16 protein-coding genes and 2 pseudogenes are annotated in these 17,827 nt (G+C 31.5%); 6 read left to right on the top strand and 12 right to left on the bottom strand.

Annotated elements, in window-relative coordinates; translation table 11 throughout:
* Nucleotide 1: 1 nt before the first annotated feature.
* Together STRUR_RS00385 and aspS are read right to left on the bottom strand one after the other, a co-directional pair.
* Nucleotides 2-943, bottom strand: coding sequence for a YitT family protein (locus tag STRUR_RS00385; protein ID WP_006739759.1), 942 nt, complete (start codon nt 941-943; stop codon nt 2-4).
* The gene (gene aspS / locus STRUR_RS00380; RefSeq protein WP_006739215.1) at nt 936-2,684 is read right to left on the bottom strand and encodes an aspartate--tRNA ligase; all 1,749 of its coding nucleotides are present in this window, start codon (nt 2,682-2,684) and stop codon (nt 936-938) included. Before aspS ends, STRUR_RS00385 begins: the two co-directional genes overlap by 8 nt.
* Before the next feature lie 268 nt (nt 2,685-2,952).
* On the opposite strand from aspS, the gene STRUR_RS00375 reads away from it, so the two are divergent.
* Nucleotides 2,953-4,212 carry an LPXTG cell wall anchor domain-containing protein gene (locus STRUR_RS00375; protein ID WP_006739978.1) on the top strand — a complete coding sequence of 420 codons (1,260 nt, stop codon included), beginning with the start codon at nt 2,953-2,955 and terminating at the stop codon, nt 4,210-4,212.
* Nucleotides 4,213-4,239: 27 nt separating this feature from the next.
* Here STRUR_RS00375 and hisS read toward each other — a convergent pair whose 3' ends face one another.
* Both hisS and STRUR_RS00365 read right to left on the bottom strand, forming a co-directional pair.
* Entirely contained in the window at nt 4,240-5,520 is a 1,281-nt protein-coding gene (hisS, locus tag STRUR_RS00370) for a histidine--tRNA ligase (protein WP_006740152.1), read from the bottom strand.
* 60 nt (nt 5,521-5,580) lie between these two features.
* Nucleotides 5,581-6,261 carry a TMEM175 family protein gene (locus tag STRUR_RS00365; RefSeq protein ID WP_006738726.1) on the bottom strand — a complete coding sequence of 227 codons (681 nt, stop codon included), beginning with the start codon at nt 6,259-6,261 and terminating at the stop codon, nt 5,581-5,583.
* Between the two features lie 167 nt (nt 6,262-6,428).
* Between STRUR_RS00365 and rpmF the strand changes: the two genes are divergently transcribed.
* A complete protein-coding gene (gene rpmF / locus STRUR_RS00360) occupies nt 6,429-6,614 on the top strand; it encodes a 50S ribosomal protein L32 (protein WP_006738684.1) in 186 nt (61 codons plus the stop codon).
* A gap of 19 nt (nt 6,615-6,633) precedes the next feature.
* A complete protein-coding gene (gene rpmG, locus STRUR_RS00355; RefSeq protein ID WP_001265622.1) occupies nt 6,634-6,783 on the top strand; it encodes a 50S ribosomal protein L33 in 150 nt (49 codons plus the stop codon).
* 309 nt (nt 6,784-7,092) lie between these two features.
* Here the strand turns inward: rpmG and STRUR_RS00350 are convergent, their stop codons facing one another.
* From STRUR_RS00350 to STRUR_RS00330, 4 genes and pseudogenes are all read right to left on the bottom strand, one after another.
* Nucleotides 7,093-7,494, bottom strand: coding sequence for a DinB family protein (locus STRUR_RS00350; protein WP_006740477.1), 402 nt, complete (start codon nt 7,492-7,494; stop codon nt 7,093-7,095).
* A gap of 83 nt (nt 7,495-7,577) precedes the next feature.
* A complete protein-coding gene (locus STRUR_RS00345; protein WP_006739577.1) occupies nt 7,578-8,612 on the bottom strand; it encodes a S66 family peptidase in 1,035 nt (344 codons plus the stop codon).
* Nucleotides 8,613-8,715: 103 nt separating this feature from the next.
* Nucleotides 8,716-10,966 (bottom strand): annotated as a pseudogene (locus STRUR_RS00340) (copper-translocating P-type ATPase).
* Nucleotides 10,967-10,983: 17 nt separating this feature from the next.
* On the bottom strand, nt 10,984-11,355 hold the full coding sequence (locus STRUR_RS00330; protein WP_196792572.1) for a cupredoxin domain-containing protein: 372 nt from the start codon (nt 11,353-11,355) through the stop codon (nt 10,984-10,986).
* A 634-nt stretch (nt 11,356-11,989) separates the two neighbouring features.
* Here STRUR_RS00330 and STRUR_RS00325 point away from each other — a divergent pair.
* Nucleotides 11,990-12,748, top strand: coding sequence for a CAMP factor family pore-forming toxin (locus tag STRUR_RS00325; RefSeq protein ID WP_006738848.1), 759 nt, complete (start codon nt 11,990-11,992; stop codon nt 12,746-12,748).
* 30 nt (nt 12,749-12,778) lie between these two features.
* Here the strand turns inward: STRUR_RS00325 and mprF are convergent, their stop codons facing one another.
* Complete coding sequence (mprF, locus tag STRUR_RS00320; RefSeq protein ID WP_006740492.1) at nt 12,779-15,304, bottom strand: bifunctional lysylphosphatidylglycerol flippase/synthetase MprF; 2,526 nt, start codon at nt 15,302-15,304, stop codon at nt 12,779-12,781.
* On the bottom strand, nt 15,301-16,020 hold the full coding sequence (locus tag STRUR_RS00315; protein WP_006739822.1) for an alpha/beta fold hydrolase: 720 nt from the start codon (nt 16,018-16,020) through the stop codon (nt 15,301-15,303). Before STRUR_RS00315 ends, mprF begins: the two co-directional genes overlap by 4 nt.
* 110 nt (nt 16,021-16,130) lie before the next feature.
* On the opposite strand from STRUR_RS00315, the gene STRUR_RS00310 reads away from it, so the two are divergent.
* Nucleotides 16,131-16,430 carry a putative quinol monooxygenase gene (locus STRUR_RS00310; RefSeq protein WP_006739356.1) on the top strand — a complete coding sequence of 100 codons (300 nt, stop codon included), beginning with the start codon at nt 16,131-16,133 and terminating at the stop codon, nt 16,428-16,430.
* 9 nt (nt 16,431-16,439) lie between these two features.
* Here the strand turns inward: STRUR_RS00310 and STRUR_RS00305 are convergent.
* Nucleotides 16,440-17,039: pseudogene (locus tag STRUR_RS00305) on the bottom strand (NUDIX hydrolase).
* A gap of 70 nt (nt 17,040-17,109) precedes the next feature.
* Entirely contained in the window at nt 17,110-17,463 is a 354-nt protein-coding gene (locus STRUR_RS00300; protein ID WP_006740622.1) for a DUF1304 domain-containing protein, read from the bottom strand.
* A gap of 128 nt (nt 17,464-17,591) precedes the next feature.
* Here STRUR_RS00300 and STRUR_RS11650 point away from each other — a divergent pair, with 128 nt between their 5' ends.
* Nucleotides 17,592-17,768, top strand: coding sequence for a hypothetical protein (locus STRUR_RS11650; RefSeq protein ID WP_006738656.1), 177 nt, complete (start codon nt 17,592-17,594; stop codon nt 17,766-17,768).
* Nucleotides 17,769-17,827 lie beyond the last annotated feature (59 nt).

Below are 17,827 nucleotides of genomic sequence, written 5' to 3'. Positions count from 1 at the left end.
TCTAGTCTTCATCAACAAAACGTCCGATTATATGCACGTTCTCAGCAATTGATACAAATGCTTTTGGGTCAGCTTTTGACATTAAATATTTAAAATCATTGTATTCTTCACGTGTAATTATGGTTATCAGTACAGCTTTTTTCTCATGATTGTAGGTTCCTTCGGCATCGTTGATACATGTAACGCCACGATTTAATTTTTTATGAACCATTTTGATCACTCTGTTGGGTTTGCTCGTAACAATCGTCGCTTGCATTTTCTTTTGTTTTGTAAAAATAGCATCAGTTACTCTACTTGACACAAATATGGTTATCATTGAATAAAGAGCATATTGCCACCCAAAAAGTAACCCTGCAAAAATCATGATGATACTATTGACAACTAAAGATATTGTCCCAACATCACGACCAGTTTTTTGACGTATTGCTAGACTTATAACATCTGTACCACCACTAGAAATCCGAGAACGCAAGCTGTATCCAACTCCTGTACCCATTACTAATCCACCAAAAATAGCATTGATTAAAGGATCAGTGGTTAGAGTAACTTGCGGCATAAGTTGAATAAAAAAGGAACTAACTGTTACAGTTATAAAAGTAAAAATAGTAAATTTATGTCCTATTTTATACCAAGCTAGGACTATCAAAGGGATGTTGATCGCATAAAAAGCAATCGCAACTGGAATAGTATAGCCTAATAAACGATGACTGACAGCTGAAATAACTTGTGCTAACCCTGTTGCTCCGCTTGAGTATACGTGACCAGGTTGAAAAAAGAAATTTACAGCAATACTTGAAAGTAAGCCATAAAGCAGAGAAGCGGAAATCTTCTCTGCATATTTTTCTTTTGAAATACTTTTTAGCGTATTTAATATACCAACTTTTTCTGCACCAATACTAACAGCGTACTTTACTCTTTTTGGAAATTTTGTTTTTTTAATCATGACTTTCTGTTTTAAGTGCTAATTCATCTAATTGTTTCTCTGATACAATACTTGGTGCTTGTGTCATAGGATCTACTGCTTTGTTATTTTTTGGAAAAGCAATTACCTCACGAATATTGTCTTTTCCAGCTAATAACATTACAAAGCGATCCAAGCCAATTGCAAGACCTCCATGAGGTGGGAATCCATAATCCATCGCCTCTAGTAAGAAACCAAATTGTTCATTGGCTGATTCTGGGGAGAAACCAAGAGCTTTAAACATGCGTTCTTGCATTTCTTTTTGATTGATACGTAGGCTTCCACCACCTAATTCATAACCATTTAGCACAATATCATAAGCAACGGCACGAACTTTTGCTAAATCACCTTCTAATTCATTCTCTGATTCTTTTGTTGGTAAAGTAAATGGATGATGAGCAGACATATAACGATTTTCTTCATCTGACCACTCAAACATTGGCCAGTCAACAACCCACAAGAAATTAAATTTTGTATTGTCAATTATGTCAATATCTTTGGCAATTTTAAGTCGTAATGCACCCAGTGTATCATTTGCAACTTCTAATTTATCAGCAACAAATAAGACCAAATCATTATCTGTCAATTGTAAAGCTTCTGTCAAGTTTACTTCAATTTCAGTTAAGAACTTAGCAATTGGACCTGTAAATGAGCCATCAGATACTTTAATCCATGCTAAACCTTTAGCTCCAAATTGTTTAGCAAATTCAGTTAATTTATCGATATCTTTGCGTGAATAATCAGAAGCATGATTTTTGACTACAATTGCTTTTACTGCTTGTGCTTCTGAAAAAACTTTGAAGTCAACATTCTTTACAAAACTTGTCAAGTCTTGTAAATGCATTTCAAAACGTGTATCAGGCTTATCTGAACCGTAAACGTTCATTGCATTATCGTAAGTCATTCTTGGAAATGGTAAGGTTACATCAAGACCTTTTGTATCTTTCATAACCTTTTCAATCATACCTTCAACGATATCTTGAATTTCTTGTTCATTTAAGAAAGATGTTTCTAAGTCAACTTGTGTAAACTCAGGTTGACGATCTCCACGTAAATCTTCGTCACGGAAACATTTTACTATTTGATAGTAACGATCAAATCCAGCATTCATCAATAATTGCTTAGTGATTTGTGGACTTTGTGGCAAAGCATAAAAATGTCCTAGATTGACACGTGATGGGACTAGATAATCACGCGCCCCTTCTGGGGTTGATTTTGTCAACATTGGTGTTTCAACATCAATAAATTCCAAATTATCTAGATAATTTCTAATTGAATGCGTCACTTTTGCACGAAGTTTAAAATTTTCTAGCATCTCTGGACGTCGAAGGTCTAAATACCGATATCTCAAACGATTATCATCACTGACCTCAACACCATCTTTTATCTCAAAAGGAGTTGTTTTAGCTGTATTTAAAATAAGAAGTTTACTAACTTTTAATTCAACAGATCCTGTGGGAATTTTTGTATTCTCTTGCTCCCGCGCGGCGACTAGACCGCTCACTTCGATGACATATTCATTTCGTAAACTTTCTGCTGTCGCCATTAAATCAGTAGAAACATCATTTGGATTGATGACTAATTGCATAACACCTTCTCTATCTCGTAAGTCGATAAAGATAAGTCCTCCTAAGTCACGTCTTTTTCCTACCCAACCTTTTAATGTTATCTCTTGTCCAATATGTTCTTTACGAACACGACCTGCATAAATTGTACGATTCATTTTTTTCTCCATTATAGATAGTTATTAATTCTTATCCATTATAACAAAAAGATGAGAAAAACCCCACCCATTTGAGTGAGGTTTCACAATTGACATTATTTCTAATTCTAGCTTTATTCAAGTATTTAAATTCTGATTGCCTATTTTAAAACAATAATTGTTGTTATCCAATTATTGAATAAATGCATTAAATTAATTTGTCAGTTAATTTTATTTTTAAAAGGATTTGATTTATAATAATACCTGAAAAATTTTAGTGAGGTTTTACATGAAAATTAAGTTTTTGAAACCGTTAGTGTTTCTTGGTATGCTTTTTACATTTGTCATTAATTTTACAAATGTAAAAGCAGCAGATATTACAAGTCAGGCTTCGACTTCTCTAGTCAATATCTATGTTGGAGATTCAACAACACCAGCTACAGGTGATGTTAAGATTGGTGTTACAGATACTGTTAAAGTTGAATATCAAGCAGATTTGACGAAAGTTAGACCATCAAATGGTGACACAATTACTGTGACTTTACCAAATCCACTTATAGCAAGTACAACTGTCACAAATGATATCAAAGATCAAAATGGTAATGTTATTGCAACTATTTCAGTGACAAAAGGTAGTAAAACAGCAACTGTAACTTTTAATGATTATTATGATAATAATCCTACTGTTACCATTTCAAAACCACTTACATTTGACTATCGTACTTCAGTTGATACAACTACAGTCCAATATGATACATCTTATCCAACCGGGCTTTCGGATACCGCAATTTTAGTGGCAAATCCTGGAACAACGCCAGATTCACTTCTTACAAAATGGGGAAATAGTACTGTTCAAGTTGAGAATGGTAGTCTATACACTCAATGGGGAGTCCGAGTTAATAGATCAGGTGCGACTATTGAAAATGCTGTTTTAGTTGATACACTTAACCCTGAAGATTCTTCAGCTCAAGAAATTGACTTGAACTGGGGTATCCGCGTATTATTCCAAGATGCTAGTGGCACTACAGTAAACGATTACCGAGCTGGTAGTGATTGGTTTACAAACCATGTCACTTATCAAAAAGATGATTCTGGCAAAGTTATTGGTTTTACTATTGATTTTGGCACATTAACTAGCCGAGTTGAAGTTCATTATCGTACAAAAGTTAATGATAATGGTAAATCAGGAACATATGCTAATAATGCGTACTTAACTGGTAATAACATTGATTCTCAAACAAGAACTGTAAATTCTCTTTACAGCGATGCCAATGGTAATATTGAAAATTCTTCAAGCACATCAAGTAGTTCATCTACTTCTTCTAGCTCAACGGAAGAGTCTAGCTCATCTACCTCTTCAAGTTCAACTGAAGAATCAGATACTCCTGCTAAATCAGATCCTTCAAAACCAAGTTCAACTAAACCAAGCAATAAACATGGTTTACCTACAACAGGTGAACAATCAAATCAATATTTTGTTATTGTAGGACTTATGACATTAATTGTTGCAATGGGTATTTCATTAACAGTTATTAAACATAAAAACTAAAAAAGTAGTGAATAATCACTACTTTTTTTAGTTCTCTAATTCACTTAGCACAGTTGCAAAATCCGTTTCTAATTGATTAAAGGTGACTGTTAATTCTTGTCTAGTTTGATTGTTTTTAACAATAACTTGACCTGATTCAACTTCGCTACTACCTATAGTTATTATCGTCTTAGCTTGTAAGTTATCAGCTGATTTAAATTGTGCTTTTAATTTACGATTTAAGTAATCACGTTCTGCTGTAAAACCTTGTAGACGTAATGATTGAACTACTTCTAATGCTTTTGCATTAACATCTTCACCTAAAACAAGAATATAAGCATCGACTCTATTTTCAATTGGTAAACTTATATTTTGTTTATCTAATATTAGTAACAATCTCTCTAGTCCAAGTCCAAATCCAAATCCAGTTGTTTGAGGACCGTCAAAATACTCAACTAAGCCATCATAACGCCCACCTGCACAAATCGTCAGTTCTGTTTGATCAACTTGTGCCATAAACTCAAAAATGGTGTGATTATAATAATCTAGACCACGAACCATATTAGTATCAATAATATATGGAATTTTCAATACTTCAAGCATTTCTTTTACAGCTTTAAAATGATTTTGACTTTCTTCATCAAGGTAATCCAAAATAGAAGGGGCATTTTCTACGGCAACTTTATCTTCTTTTTCCTTTGAATCTAATACGCGTAGTGGGTTTTCCTCTAATCGACGTTGACTATCACTTGATAAACTATCACGAAGTGGTGTTAAATAGTCAATCAATGCCTGTCTATAGGCCATGCGACTTTCAGTATTGCCAAGACTGTTGAGATGTAAAGTAATCCCTTTAATACCTAAATCTTGGAACAATTGATAAGCCATCGCGATTGTTTCAACATCAGTTGCAGGATTTTTTGAACCAAAACACTCAACACCAACTTGGTGAAATTCTCTTAAACGACCAGCTTGTGGACGTTCATAGCGAAACATTGACCCAATGTAATATAGTTTTACAGGCTTTTGAACTTCTGGTGCAAATAGTTTATTTTCAACATAAGAACGAACAACAGGAGCTGTTCCTTCTGGCCTCAAAGTAATATGGCGATCCCCTTTGTCAAAGAAATCATACATCTCTTTTGTCACAATATCAGTAGTATCTCCCACTGATCGACTAATAACTTCATAATGTTCAAACATCGGTGTTCTAATTTCACCATAGTGATATTTTTGGAAAGTTTCTCTAACCAGTTGCTCTACATATTGCCATTTTGCTGTTTCTTCTGGCAAAATATCCTGTGTTCCCTTTGGTTTTTGGAGTTTCATAATCGTCCTCTTCATCTCATAATTTCTTCTATTTTATCATAAAATAAGCAGAGCTAAAAACTAGTGTTTTGGCTCTTTTGTTCTTATCTTCCTTTGTTCACCTTGATTCTTCCCGCCAATATAGTCTTCAAAAGTATAACCATTTGCTATAGCAGTCTCAAAAATGACACCACGCTTATAATTCATCCAAAATTCCATCAGTGGTGATACTAAATAAAGAAAAATCCCAACTTTATTAAATAATAGAGCTAATACCATGGAAAATATATCCATTCCTGAAACCATAATAAGTCGTTTCATATAAAATTCACGAATATTATATTTTTGGTTTTTGGTATCTGTTTTGGCATTTTGCAAGGTCAAATTTAATGTCATCCAACTTAATAATAATGCCGTAACGAAGTTAACCGTCCCATAAAATAATATAGCAACCCACTTATCTTGATATTCAACAAGCATTTTTGTTGCTAATGGAAAAAGTGCTAATAGCATATGAGCAATGACATCTTGTACGAAAGCTTTATATGACAGTGAATCATTAACACTCATAATTTGCGTTCTACGATACCAAAAATTAAAAACGATAACAAAAGATATCAAAAAAAGACCAATAGCATAAGCAAAAGACGGTAATTCTTTACTAGAAGATGGAATTTTTATTTCCAAAACTAAAATGGTCATGATAATAGCTATAATAGCATCACTTAAAGCATCAAAGCGTTCTTTTATTTGTTTGGTCACGTTCAAATCCTCCTAAAAATAGTATAGCTTATCCACAACGTAAAGTCTTCTAAATAATTTTGAAAAAAAGTGTCAAGTAACTTTACTTTACAAAAAAAATATGTTATTCTGTTACAGTTGATTCAAAATCAAGAACATTTAAGATTATTAATTGGAGGAAAGAAAAAATGGCAGTACCTGCACGTCACACGTCAAAAGCTAAAAAGAACAAACGTCGTACACACTACAAATTGACAGCTCCATCTGTTCAATTCGACGAAACTACTGGAGATTACTCACGTTCTCACCGTGTATCACTTAAAGGATACTACAAAGGACGTAAAATCGCTAAAGCTAACGAAGCTAAATACTAAATAATAGAAGGGAGATACCATGCGCGTAAATATTACACTTGAACATAAAGAATCTGGTGAACGCTTGTACCTTACTTCAAAAAACAAACGTAACACTCCAGACCGTCTTCAATTGAAAAAATATTCACCAAAACTACGTAAACACGTTGTTTTTACAGAAGTTAAATAAATGAACTAAAAAAACTATGAATGAACATTTCATAGTTTTTTTAGTTCATTTATTTAAAAGTAACTTAATTCTAGATGAAACAAAAACTTTATTTTTAAAATTAACCAAATATCATATAGATTATTTAAACGAGGCAACAATTAATACGGCAAATTATTTTGTTATATCAAACGAAAGTTTTACTTTGTCACAAAATACTTATATCTATAACCGGTTTAATAACCCAGAATGGAATTTCAGAAAGCCTCACTTTTATCTTTAATATTTGGTAAACTTTTCTATATTATTTTTCAAAAAAACTAATAATAATTAAGAAATAATTTCAGCTAATTCTGATTCATCTACTTTATCAATATAGCTCTTTGCATAATCTTTTGCTGCTTTCAGATATGCCAATAAGATACTAGTATCATCTACCCAAATTCGTTGGGCATCAACTAAACTATGTTTCCAATCAGCAACATCAAAAGGAAATTTTTCTTCCCATTTTTGACTATGCCATATAGGTTCTTCTTTGGCTAAAAAAGCAATCTGAAAGTCTAATTCACGCGCTGTATGCCAAGCTAGCCATGTCATTGATTTTATCTGACTTGATAGATTGGCAACGGGAAATGCATTTGCTTCTTCTTTTGTCACACCATCAAAAGCACGAACAAAACGTTGATAGGCTTCTTCAAGATCTGATTTCATTAAATCTACAAAATTTGTCATAATGGTACTCCTTGGTTTCATTATAAGCTTTTATTTTGCTATTGACCAATGATTTAAGCTCCCAATTTTATCTCATTTAAACTTCATTCATTATTAAACTGAATCACTTGTTTTGTAACATCAACTGTGGCTTGAACACCAAATGGCATGATACACCTTGGTGTCGCATGACCAATGTTAATATTATAGATAATTGGAAGCTTTTTATTATCTATTTCTTCGAGTAATATTTTTTTATAGGCCCCATAATGATTCTCATTTTGCGGTTTTCCAATTAAAAGACCATTGATAACATTGAAAATACCAAAATCTTCAAGTGTTTTTATCATTGTACGATACTTTTTTGGAGAAGGATTTTCTTCACTTGTTTCCAGTAACAAAATTTTCCCTTTCCACTCTTCTAAACTTGGAAATAACTGGAATTTTTGGCAAAGATAAACAGTGTTATCATATCTAGAATTATCAAACATATCATAAATGGAGTCAAGACAACCTCCTAAAATCTTACCTTCAAAAATGGGTTCCCCTCTAAGTAATTCGAATCCTCTATCTTTATAATGAGGCATAGAAACACCAATAGCTGCTTTACTAAAATCTATTCTTCCTTGGTACCAAATCTGACTTGGACGGATTTCTTTTATCTGTTTTATCGTTAGCAATTCATCAAAATAGGATCTACTATAAGGTAACATATCACTTGACAATTCACAGATATCAGGTAGGAAAGCTTGCCCATAAAATGTTTTTAAACCAAGCTTATGAAGCATAAAATGGTTCATGGTAGTATCTGAAAAGCCTAGGAAAATTTTCTCTGAGACTACCTTCTTTAACTGATCATTTGCAAATAAATAAGGTAGAAGCCTATAAGTATCATCACCACCAATGGCACAAAGAATCATATCAATAGTTGGATCTTTAAATGCCATTAATAAATCTTCTGCTCTTTTTTGAGGATTATTTCTGAGATAGTCTATTCCTTTTTGTGCATTTGGTAAAAAACTGACATCAATTGGATACCGTTGTAGACGATTTAAGCCAATCTTAATTTCATGATTAACCATTTCTTCTCCAAGAAGACCTCTGGAAAGACTAATAATTCCAATTTTTTTAACAGTCATATAAGCCCATACCTCTTAATTTTTGATTATTATAACATATTTTTTAGCTTGTATTTTAAAATAAAAAAACCTAGTTGAACTAGGTTTTTTTATTCGGAGATTTTTAGTCAGCTATTTTTGTGTAATTTAGGAGAAGAGAGCTTGTTAAAACCGAGATAGAACTAAATGCCATTGCTAGACCAGCTAATTCTGGATTTAGAGTTAATCCAAATGCAGCAAAACAACCTGCAGCAATTGGAATACCAATTAAGTTATAAATAGAAGCCCAGAAGAGATTTAAAAGGATACGTTGGAAAGTTTTCTTACTCATATCAAGAGCTCTAACGACACCCATGAGATCATTTTGGATAAGGACAATACCACCAGATTCAATGGCAATATCTGTACCTGCACCCATTGCAATACCAACATCTGCAATTGATAAAGCAGGAGCATCATTGATACCATCACCAACAAAGGCAACTTTACTATTATCTGCTTGTAATTTTTGAATTTGACTTGCTTTTTCTTGAGGTAAAACATCTGCAATCACAGTATCAATTCCAACTTCTTTAGCTATAGCCTGAGCCACACCTTCATTGTCACCAGTAAGCATAACCGTTTTCAGACCACGATCTTTTAAAGCTTGGATTGCTCTTTTAGAGCTTTCTTTAGGAACATCTTGGATAGCAATAAGGCCAATAACATTATTTTCAAGAGCCAACATGACAACTGTTTTTGCTTCAGACTGTAGCTGAGTCATTTGTTTTCTTAATGAATCAGAGACTACCTTTTGACCTTGTAATTTTTGGTTTCCAAGGAAGACTGTTTGATCATTAACAATACCTTTAACACCCATACCTTCAACAGCTTCAAATTCTGATACTTTACTAAAATTAATATTTTGTTCTTTGACGTAGTCTAAAATAGCCTGAGCAAGAGGATGTTCTGAATTTGATTCTAAAGCTGCTGCTAAACTCAACACTTGTTCTTTATCTCCAACCACATCAGTTACACGTGGTTGACCAACTGTAATAGTTCCAGTTTTATCAAAGACGACTGTATTTAGCTTTTGAACTTCTTGTAAAACACTACCATTTTTAATAAGAACACCCATTTTAGCAGAACGACCTGTACCAACCATTAATGCCGTTGGTGTTGCTAATCCTAGTGCACAAGGGCATGCAATAATCAAAACAGCAACTCCATAAAGCATTGCTTTAATAGCCGAACTTCCTAGGAAACTATACCAAACAACGAACGTTAGAATAGCTAAGATAGCAACGACTGGTACAAAAATTCCTGAAATTTTATCTGTTAAATCTTGAATTGGAGCATGACTTGATTGTGCTTTTTTAACAAAGTCTACAATTTGAGCCAACATTGTTTCATCACCAACTTTTTCAGCTTCAAAAACAATTGTTCCGTTTGTATTAATGGTAGAACCGATAACTTTATCACCAATAGTTTTACTTGCTGGCATACTTTCTCCAGTTACCATTGACTCATCAATGTTTGTTTTACCTTCTGTAATAGTTCCATCTACTGCAATCTTCTCACCTGGTAAAACACGAATAATATCTCCGACAACAACCTGTGATAGAGGAATATCAACATATTCACCTTGTCGAAGCACTCTTGCTGAATTTGCTTGTAAATCTAATAATTTTTCAACCGCAGAAGAAGCATTTTTTCGCATTCTTTCTTCAAATACTTGTCCTAATAGAACAAATGTAATAATAAACCCAGCACTTTCGAAATACACTGGCAAATTGACAATTAATGCGTAAATACTATAAACAAAGGCAACTAATGTCCCTACTGCTACTAATGTATCCATATTGGCATGATGATTTTTAAAAGATGCCCAAGCACTCTTCATAAATGGCCAACCTGAAAATAGCATAATTGGTGCGACACAAACACCTGTAGCCCATCTCATAAAACTGTGCTCAACAAAACCACCATACATTCCTATCATCATATAAACTAGGGGTACCGTGAAGATAAAGGCAATCCAAAACCGTTTTGTTACTGACATATCATCCCTTCTTTTCTAATTGTTATTTTACAGTTAGTTTCCCGTGAAACATATCCATACCACATGCAAATCCATATTCGCCACTTTCATTTGGTGTGAAACGAACAATATGATCTTCATTTAAAGGTAATTCATCATGAATATTAAAATCTTTCAAAACTATCTCTGAAAGGCAACCTGATGGATTTAAGCGATGAAATGTTAATTCAACAGGCATTCCCTTTTCTAGATTTAAATGATCTGGTTGGTAGCCTTTATCAACGGTAATAGTTGCTTTTTGAACACCATTTTCAACTTTGACTGAATTCTTTTTAAATGCTTTAAATAATGACATTTTATTCTCCTTTATTTTTATTCTACGATTAGTTTTCCGTGAAACATATTCATTCCACATGCAAACTGATATTCACCAGCCTCTTCAGGATTAATATTAATAACATAATCCTTTTTTAAAGGAAGATCCGCATGAACACCAAAATCTGAAAAAACAACTTGATCGAGACAAGATGATGGATCTTGTCGGTTAAAAACTAACTGTGCTGGAATACCCTTTTTTAATACTATGGTTTCTGGTTTGTAACCTCCATTAACACTAACATGAACTTCTTGTTTGTCACCTTTTAGTTCAGCGCGGCCTTGAGAAGCTTGATGATTACCAAAAAACCACCATAAAATAAATGCTATTAGGGCTAATCCTAGTAATACAACTACAATTTTCATCACTTCACTCCTTTATATTTACATTTGTAAACAATAATACTAAAAATTTAAGTCACATGTAATGACTTCATTTTTTATTTGTAAGTTTATCATACATCATTTGATTACATTTGTAAACCATTTTATCTTTTTCTTTTTGAGAAACCTTTATTTCTTTCTCTTTTATAAAAATACGCTTTTTTTCTTTAAATAATGATTACTTTTCATTATTATTATTCCTACTATTATTTTACATAAATTAGCTAAAATAAGAACATTATCAGAACTAGATACAGATATAAGGATTCTGAAATTCTCACAAGGTTATTTTCATCACTTAAACCCTATTAATCGTAATATTATCACCAATCTACAGATCCGAACTATCCGATACAGTTCTACACAGTCAACTCCAATATTTAACATAATGGCATTAATGGGATGCTATTTTGTATTGCTATTAAGATTTATAGTTTAAAATAATATCTTTAAAATTATTTTCATTATATATTTATTTTTTACACATTTAATTAAACACATTTAGTGTAAATGTCTAATTTATTATGAAAACGGTTGAAATATAAAAGTGAACACACTATAATCTAATTGACCGGTTAATTATCAAAAGATATATCTTCTATGTTTAGGGGGAATTTACATGTCAAAAAAAGTTGTGTCAATGGGAGTTGCCTTTCTGTCAACCATCTTCTTAGCTACTGTTTCAACAACAGTAATCAAAGCTGAAACAATTAATAGTACACCTGTGACTAATATAACTGAAACGACCAATGCTGCTTCAGTCATTGAGAATAAAGAGAATGAATTACGTTCTGTAAAAGAAAGTGTCAAAGGGACAGAATTAGAAGCAACTGTCAATGATGCTATTACAAAAGTTGACAATATGAAAACAAGCTTAAGAGCAGCCAATCCTACAACAATTTATGATTTAGGAACTATTGGAGCTCGTGTTGAAGCATTAACAGATGTCATTAATGCGATTGTATTTTCAACAACTCAGTTAACAAACAAAATTGATAAAGCTCATATTGATATGGGGTTTGCTATCACTAAACTTGTCATTAGACTTGTTGATCCTTTCGCTTCTATTGATTCCATTAAGGAACAAAGTAAAACAATTGAATCACTAAAACAAGCCACCTTAACTTATCCTGATTTAAAATCAACAGATAGAGCTACTATTTATAAAAAAGCTGTCCTCGATAAGGCTATTTGGAATACAAGATTTGAAAGAGATAAAAAAATCCTAGGTGTCAAGAGCTTTACAGTTTACAATACTCTAAACCAATCTATAACACATGCTGTTGGTGTTCAACTGAATCCTAATGTTAGTGTCGCTAACGTTGACAGAGCTGTAAATGATCTTCAAAATGCATTAGCGATTGCTCTAAATTCATAATAAAAAAGCTGATACAATGTATCGGCTTTTTTACTGCTTTTTATCATTCATTAATAATAAAATCATATCATAAATGAGCCAGGTCTTTTTAGGGTAAGCAATGTATTTTGACTGCCATATTGGAGTAAATTTTTGTTTATATTGTCTTAGACCACTAAATGAATAAAAATGTGTGGAAAATACAAATATAAGATAAGCAATTTTTTCGTAAACAAAACTACTCTCCATATTTCCAACATTAGATAAAGGTGCCATTCCTAAGTCAAAATAGTGTAAACCTTCTTCTTTGAAATATGAGAATAACTTGATGAAAATAAAATCAATCAACCCACGATTATTATCTGCTGACTCGTATCTCATTAAATCAATAGTTGCAGTATCTTTACAGTAACTTGCTAGGAAGTTTACAAAAGCAATAATATTTCCTTCTTCATTTCTAACAACAGCAATTGGGGCATTTTGTAAATAGTCTCTATTGAAGAAACCTAATGAAAAGCCCTTTTCTTGTCTTCCATTTAACCATTTTGTAGATACTAATTCTATTTGATCCAAAAATTCTTGAGAAAAAGGAGGTGTCATAATTTCAAATTTTAGTCCAGATTTTTCTGCTTTATTGACAACATTACGAAATTGTTTGCCTTTCTTTCCACCTGTAGAAAATTGATTTAAATCAACAAGAGCACTCTCACCAAATTTCAAAAATTCATAACCGAACTCATGTAAAGTTAAAGTTGTTGACTGATCAACTTCATAGAAAATAATATCTAAATTTTCATTATTAGCATCCTTAATAAATTGCTCTGTTGCTTCTCTAAAATAATATGTATCACCTGCAGGATCACCCATAACGATACATTTATTACTTTTTAGAGAAAATTGGAAGACAACCTTGTCAACCTTGTCAACTTGGAACCAATATAAACGTTTATCATTAAGAAAAGCTAAACCACTATCTGTATTACCACCATAAGTTTGAAGAAACTCAAGATAACGATTTTGTTCAAATTTTTGACCAATCTGATACTTTGTTTCACGGGAAACATAAAAAATAGCAAATCGATAAACAAGATAGATTAATCCTACAGCTATCAATAAGTGAGTCCATAAAATAATAAATTGATCTAATCGAACGTATCTAATTGAGAAAAAATACCTATCCCAGAAACTATTCCCTCCAATAACTAATAATACAATTAAAATGGAAACAATAATGGCTAAATCTTTTGTTTTATCTTCCCAACTATAAATGAATGAATGTCTATTCAATCGTTTACGTATCATAAACATCATGAACATAATTAAAATTAGAAATATAGAGGTAAAATCTGATATTTCGACTAAATTAACATATATTATTGTGACAACAAATAAACACCAAGCAAATGGATAAGAGATTCTTAACTTACGTTTTACAAATCTAGCTAATAATATAAAGAGTAATCCTATTAAAACACTTGGCATTTGCCAAATTAATTGACCTTGAATAGGATCCAGTCTGTTTAAAAAGATCACATCTGATAACTTATCAGGAATTAAAGCAGATAATATCATAAAGAAACCAAAAATTCTCAAGCTAATAATTTCTGAATGATGTCCAATTGTTTTTAAAATATTTCCAGGTATATTAAGGTAGCGCTCGTTGATTCGCCCACCCATATGTTTAAAGAAAAGAATTACTCCAATTGAAAAGGGAACGACATAGTAAAATAATCTATAAAGAAGAAGCCAAGTAACAACTATAGAATTATTAAGTCCTAAACTTGTTAAACCTGTAATAATAACAACATCAAAGCTCCCAATCCCACCAGGAATCATAGAAACCATCCCTATTATTAAAGCAATTAAAAATAAAGGTACAATGTTATATAAGGGAATTCTAACACCTAATAAATAACCAATTAAGCAAAAATAAGTAATTACAAAAAACCAGTCAACTAAAGAAGCACCAATCAATGAAATAGCTCTTTTAAAGGTTGTTTGACCAAAATAAGTTAATTTTTTATTACTTGAAATAATTAATATTAGTGGTAAATATAACATAGTTCCAAAAAGAACAAACCAATATTTTTTAATACTTAAATCAACTGGCAAAAACCAAATGAAAACAAATAAGACACCACAAAAGATAGAAAGTCCACTCATAAAGTAAGGTATAATTCTTGAAATACCTTGCATACTTTTTGAAGATTCCTTTTCATTTGAATAAAATGAATATCTTAGCCCAATATCTACAATACCTGCAAAACCAGCAATATTATTGATGGTATTAATAACCCAGCTTGTTTCTAATATATAGCGAAGTGAATGTTTACTTTTGATTTCTTGATTTAAAATAATATCAAATAAAAGCATTGGTGACACTGCAATAATTCCCAATATCAGCATTAAAATAACAGAGGAAATAGGAATTTGACCGAGAGATGCTTTCAAATCAGTCATTGATATTGTTTTTCGAAGTCTAATGATTTCTGAAATAACTAAAATACTGACAGAAATAAAAAATATCGTTTTTATTAATGACTGCAATTGACTTAGTTTAGCAATTATTTTTTTCAACTTTGGTTTCTCCTTTGAATAAGGTCCATCATATCTACAATTAGCTTGTTAAAAGTTAATGGTTCTTCCTTAGCTACATTATGACCTTGACTTTTAATCTTGATTAAACGACTGTTTGGAAATAACAAACATATTTCTTCAGAATGAGATAGTTTAATAATATCACAACTACCTACAACAACCCATGTTGGGAAAGTTAACATCCTAAGACGTTCTTTATCTAGTTTGATTTCTTCTTTCATAAGCTTTGCTACTAATAATTTTGATTTAAAATAAAGTGATCGTTTTGATAGAAGTCTTAAAAAAAATAGTTCTATCAAAATACCTATTCTACTTAAGATTCTAAGGCCATTAAAGGTCACGTTTCCAGAATTTAAAATAAGTCCTTTTACTTTATTAGGGTATTTTTGACAAAATGAAATTGCTAAGTTAGCACCATCACTGTGTCCAACAATTAAACAAGAATTGATAGACAAATGTTCCAAAACTTGATTGACATCTTCTGTCAACTTCTCAAATGAAATACTACTAGTTACAAGATCAGATTTTCCTTGTGCTCTACTATCAATAAAAATGAGTTTATATTGTTTAGCTAGTTCTAACTGATTTTGAAAATAATCACTACTCAAATTATTGCCATGTAAAAAGAGGATAGGAAAACCATTTCCAATACATCTAAAAAAGATAGCTGAACCATCATGGCTTCTTAGATACATCTTACCTCCAAAAATTCTAATTTTAATGACAGAAAACTAATCCTATTTTATCATCTTTTTAAAAAAATATCAGTCATTTACATGGTATAATTATCAAAAAGGAGTTTACTATGACGGTAACAGTAAATATTATCTATAGAGGAAAAAATGGATCTGCATTTGAGTTTGCCAATGAAATGATTTCATCAGGTTTAGTAACTAAAATTAGAGAACAAAAAGGAAATTTAAGATTTGATTATTTCAAATCTTTTGATGATCCTGAAGCACTCTTACTAATAGATGAATGGGTTGATCAAGAAGCTATAGACATTCATCATAAATCAGAAATGATGCCACAAATTGCTGACTTAAGAAAGAAATACCAGCTCAAAATGGAAGTCAAACAATTTCAAGAAATCACAAAAAAATAAGGCATAGCCTTATTTTTTTATGATCTTTGTAAAACAATCAATAAACTGTGCAGTAAGCCACCAAATAGTTTCATCTAAACCTTCATAAAATGGTATTGCTCGATTATGATGTGTAAACTTATAATTGACACCATCATTAATTTTTTCAAATGGAAAATCTTGATTGGGAACTATATCCATCTTTAAATCATAATATTTAGGTTTATTTTCTATAAAATATTTGAGTGATACTGTAAAGAATTTGTCAACTTCATCATTTACAGATAGTTGACACGTATTTGTAATATCTAATTTTCCTACAAAACAATGTATCGTTCTATCTGAAAAAACGATATAATCAATTTCTCCTAATAAGAATATCTGATTTTGAGAGAGATAGCTCTTCCATTGTTTCTCTAATTGCAGCTTCTTCATAACTTTCATTAGCTTCGACTTTTCCACCAGGAAGTGAAACTTCTCCAGGCTGTGAAATCTTTTGACTTCGTTTCTCAAATAAAATGTGATATTGATCATTAATTGTTATTAATGGAATGAGAACAGCGTATCTATTTTTTCTCCTAAAGGATGAGGTTGATAACGTCTAAACTGTGATAAAAAGGTATCCTTCATATTTTGACTTTCTGAATTATAATGTAAAGTCATCATATCTAAATATCACTAATTAGTCAAATATATTCCCCTAAAAGAAAAAACTGATTAAAGCTAGTACAGCAAGACCAGCTTGCTGAATCACGATTTTTTTATTAACAGTGATTGCACCATAAATAGCAACCAGTATTATCCCTATCAATAACATAATAATAATATCAGAGTGGTTTGTCATCAATCCGTATAAAAGTCCTAAAGCAAATAGAAGATTATATATACCTTGATTTTTAAATAAATTTTGAACAGATTCTCTTTGCAATTCTTCCTTAGACATTCCAAAAATTTGAGATGTTTTTTCAGAGCTAGTTGCTATTGTTTCCAAATACATAATGTAAATGAATTCCAAGGCAACAAGTAAAACTAACACAATTGTAATAAAAGACATAAGTACCCTTCTTTCTTTTCCTATAATTATTATACTAGTCAACGATAAAATAACAATTAATTTAGCTTAGATACCTTTTATTGCTTATGAAACTAAGATATGATAATCTAAAAATAGGAGGTATACAAATGAGTCAAGATATGAAATATCGCTTTACTTATATTAAGTGTGGACCAGGAGATCAAATTATCGTGGATAATGAAACAGGAATTGAATATTACAAAAATAGAACACACCTTATTCCTTTATTAGACACAAATAGAAAACCAAAATTAAATAGAGAATGGACCGAAAAACATTCTTAAAAAAGTCAAAATGTTAGTGACTTTTTTAATTAAAACTTTCCTTATACTCATAAATACTA

This window comes from Streptococcus urinalis 2285-97, from assembly GCF_000188055.2.
GTDB classification, from domain to species: Bacteria; Bacillota; Bacilli; order Lactobacillales; family Streptococcaceae; genus Streptococcus; species Streptococcus urinalis.
This window is presented reverse-complemented; position numbering and strand designations above follow the sequence as displayed.

Excerpts from the sequence above, each read along its gene's own strand:
- STRUR_RS00385 (WP_006739759.1), bottom strand. The coding sequence starts at position 943 with ATGATTAAAAAAACAAAATTTCCAAAAAGAGTAAAGTACGCTGTTAGT.
- aspS (WP_006739215.1), bottom strand. The coding sequence starts at position 2,684 with ATGAATCGTACAATTTATGCAGGTCGTGTTCGTAAAGAACATATTGGA.
- STRUR_RS00375 (WP_006739978.1), top strand. The coding sequence starts at position 2,953 with ATGAAAATTAAGTTTTTGAAACCGTTAGTGTTTCTTGGTATGCTTTTT.
- hisS (WP_006740152.1), bottom strand. The coding sequence starts at position 5,520 with ATGAAACTCCAAAAACCAAAGGGAACACAGGATATTTTGCCAGAAGAA.
- rpmF (WP_006738684.1), top strand. The coding sequence starts at position 6,429 with ATGGCAGTACCTGCACGTCACACGTCAAAAGCTAAAAAGAACAAACGT.
- rpmG (WP_001265622.1), top strand. The coding sequence starts at position 6,634 with ATGCGCGTAAATATTACACTTGAACATAAAGAATCTGGTGAACGCTTG.
- STRUR_RS00350 (WP_006740477.1), bottom strand. The coding sequence starts at position 7,494 with ATGACAAATTTTGTAGATTTAATGAAATCAGATCTTGAAGAAGCCTAT.
- STRUR_RS00345 (WP_006739577.1), bottom strand. The coding sequence starts at position 8,612 with ATGACTGTTAAAAAAATTGGAATTATTAGTCTTTCCAGAGGTCTTCTT.
- STRUR_RS00325 (WP_006738848.1), top strand. The coding sequence starts at position 11,990 with ATGTCAAAAAAAGTTGTGTCAATGGGAGTTGCCTTTCTGTCAACCATC.
- STRUR_RS00315 (WP_006739822.1), bottom strand. The coding sequence starts at position 16,020 with ATGTATCTAAGAAGCCATGATGGTTCAGCTATCTTTTTTAGATGTATT.
- STRUR_RS00310 (WP_006739356.1), top strand. The coding sequence starts at position 16,131 with ATGACGGTAACAGTAAATATTATCTATAGAGGAAAAAATGGATCTGCA.
- STRUR_RS00300 (WP_006740622.1), bottom strand. The coding sequence starts at position 17,463 with ATGTCTTTTATTACAATTGTGTTAGTTTTACTTGTTGCCTTGGAATTC.
- STRUR_RS11650 (WP_006738656.1), top strand. The coding sequence starts at position 17,592 with ATGAGTCAAGATATGAAATATCGCTTTACTTATATTAAGTGTGGACCA.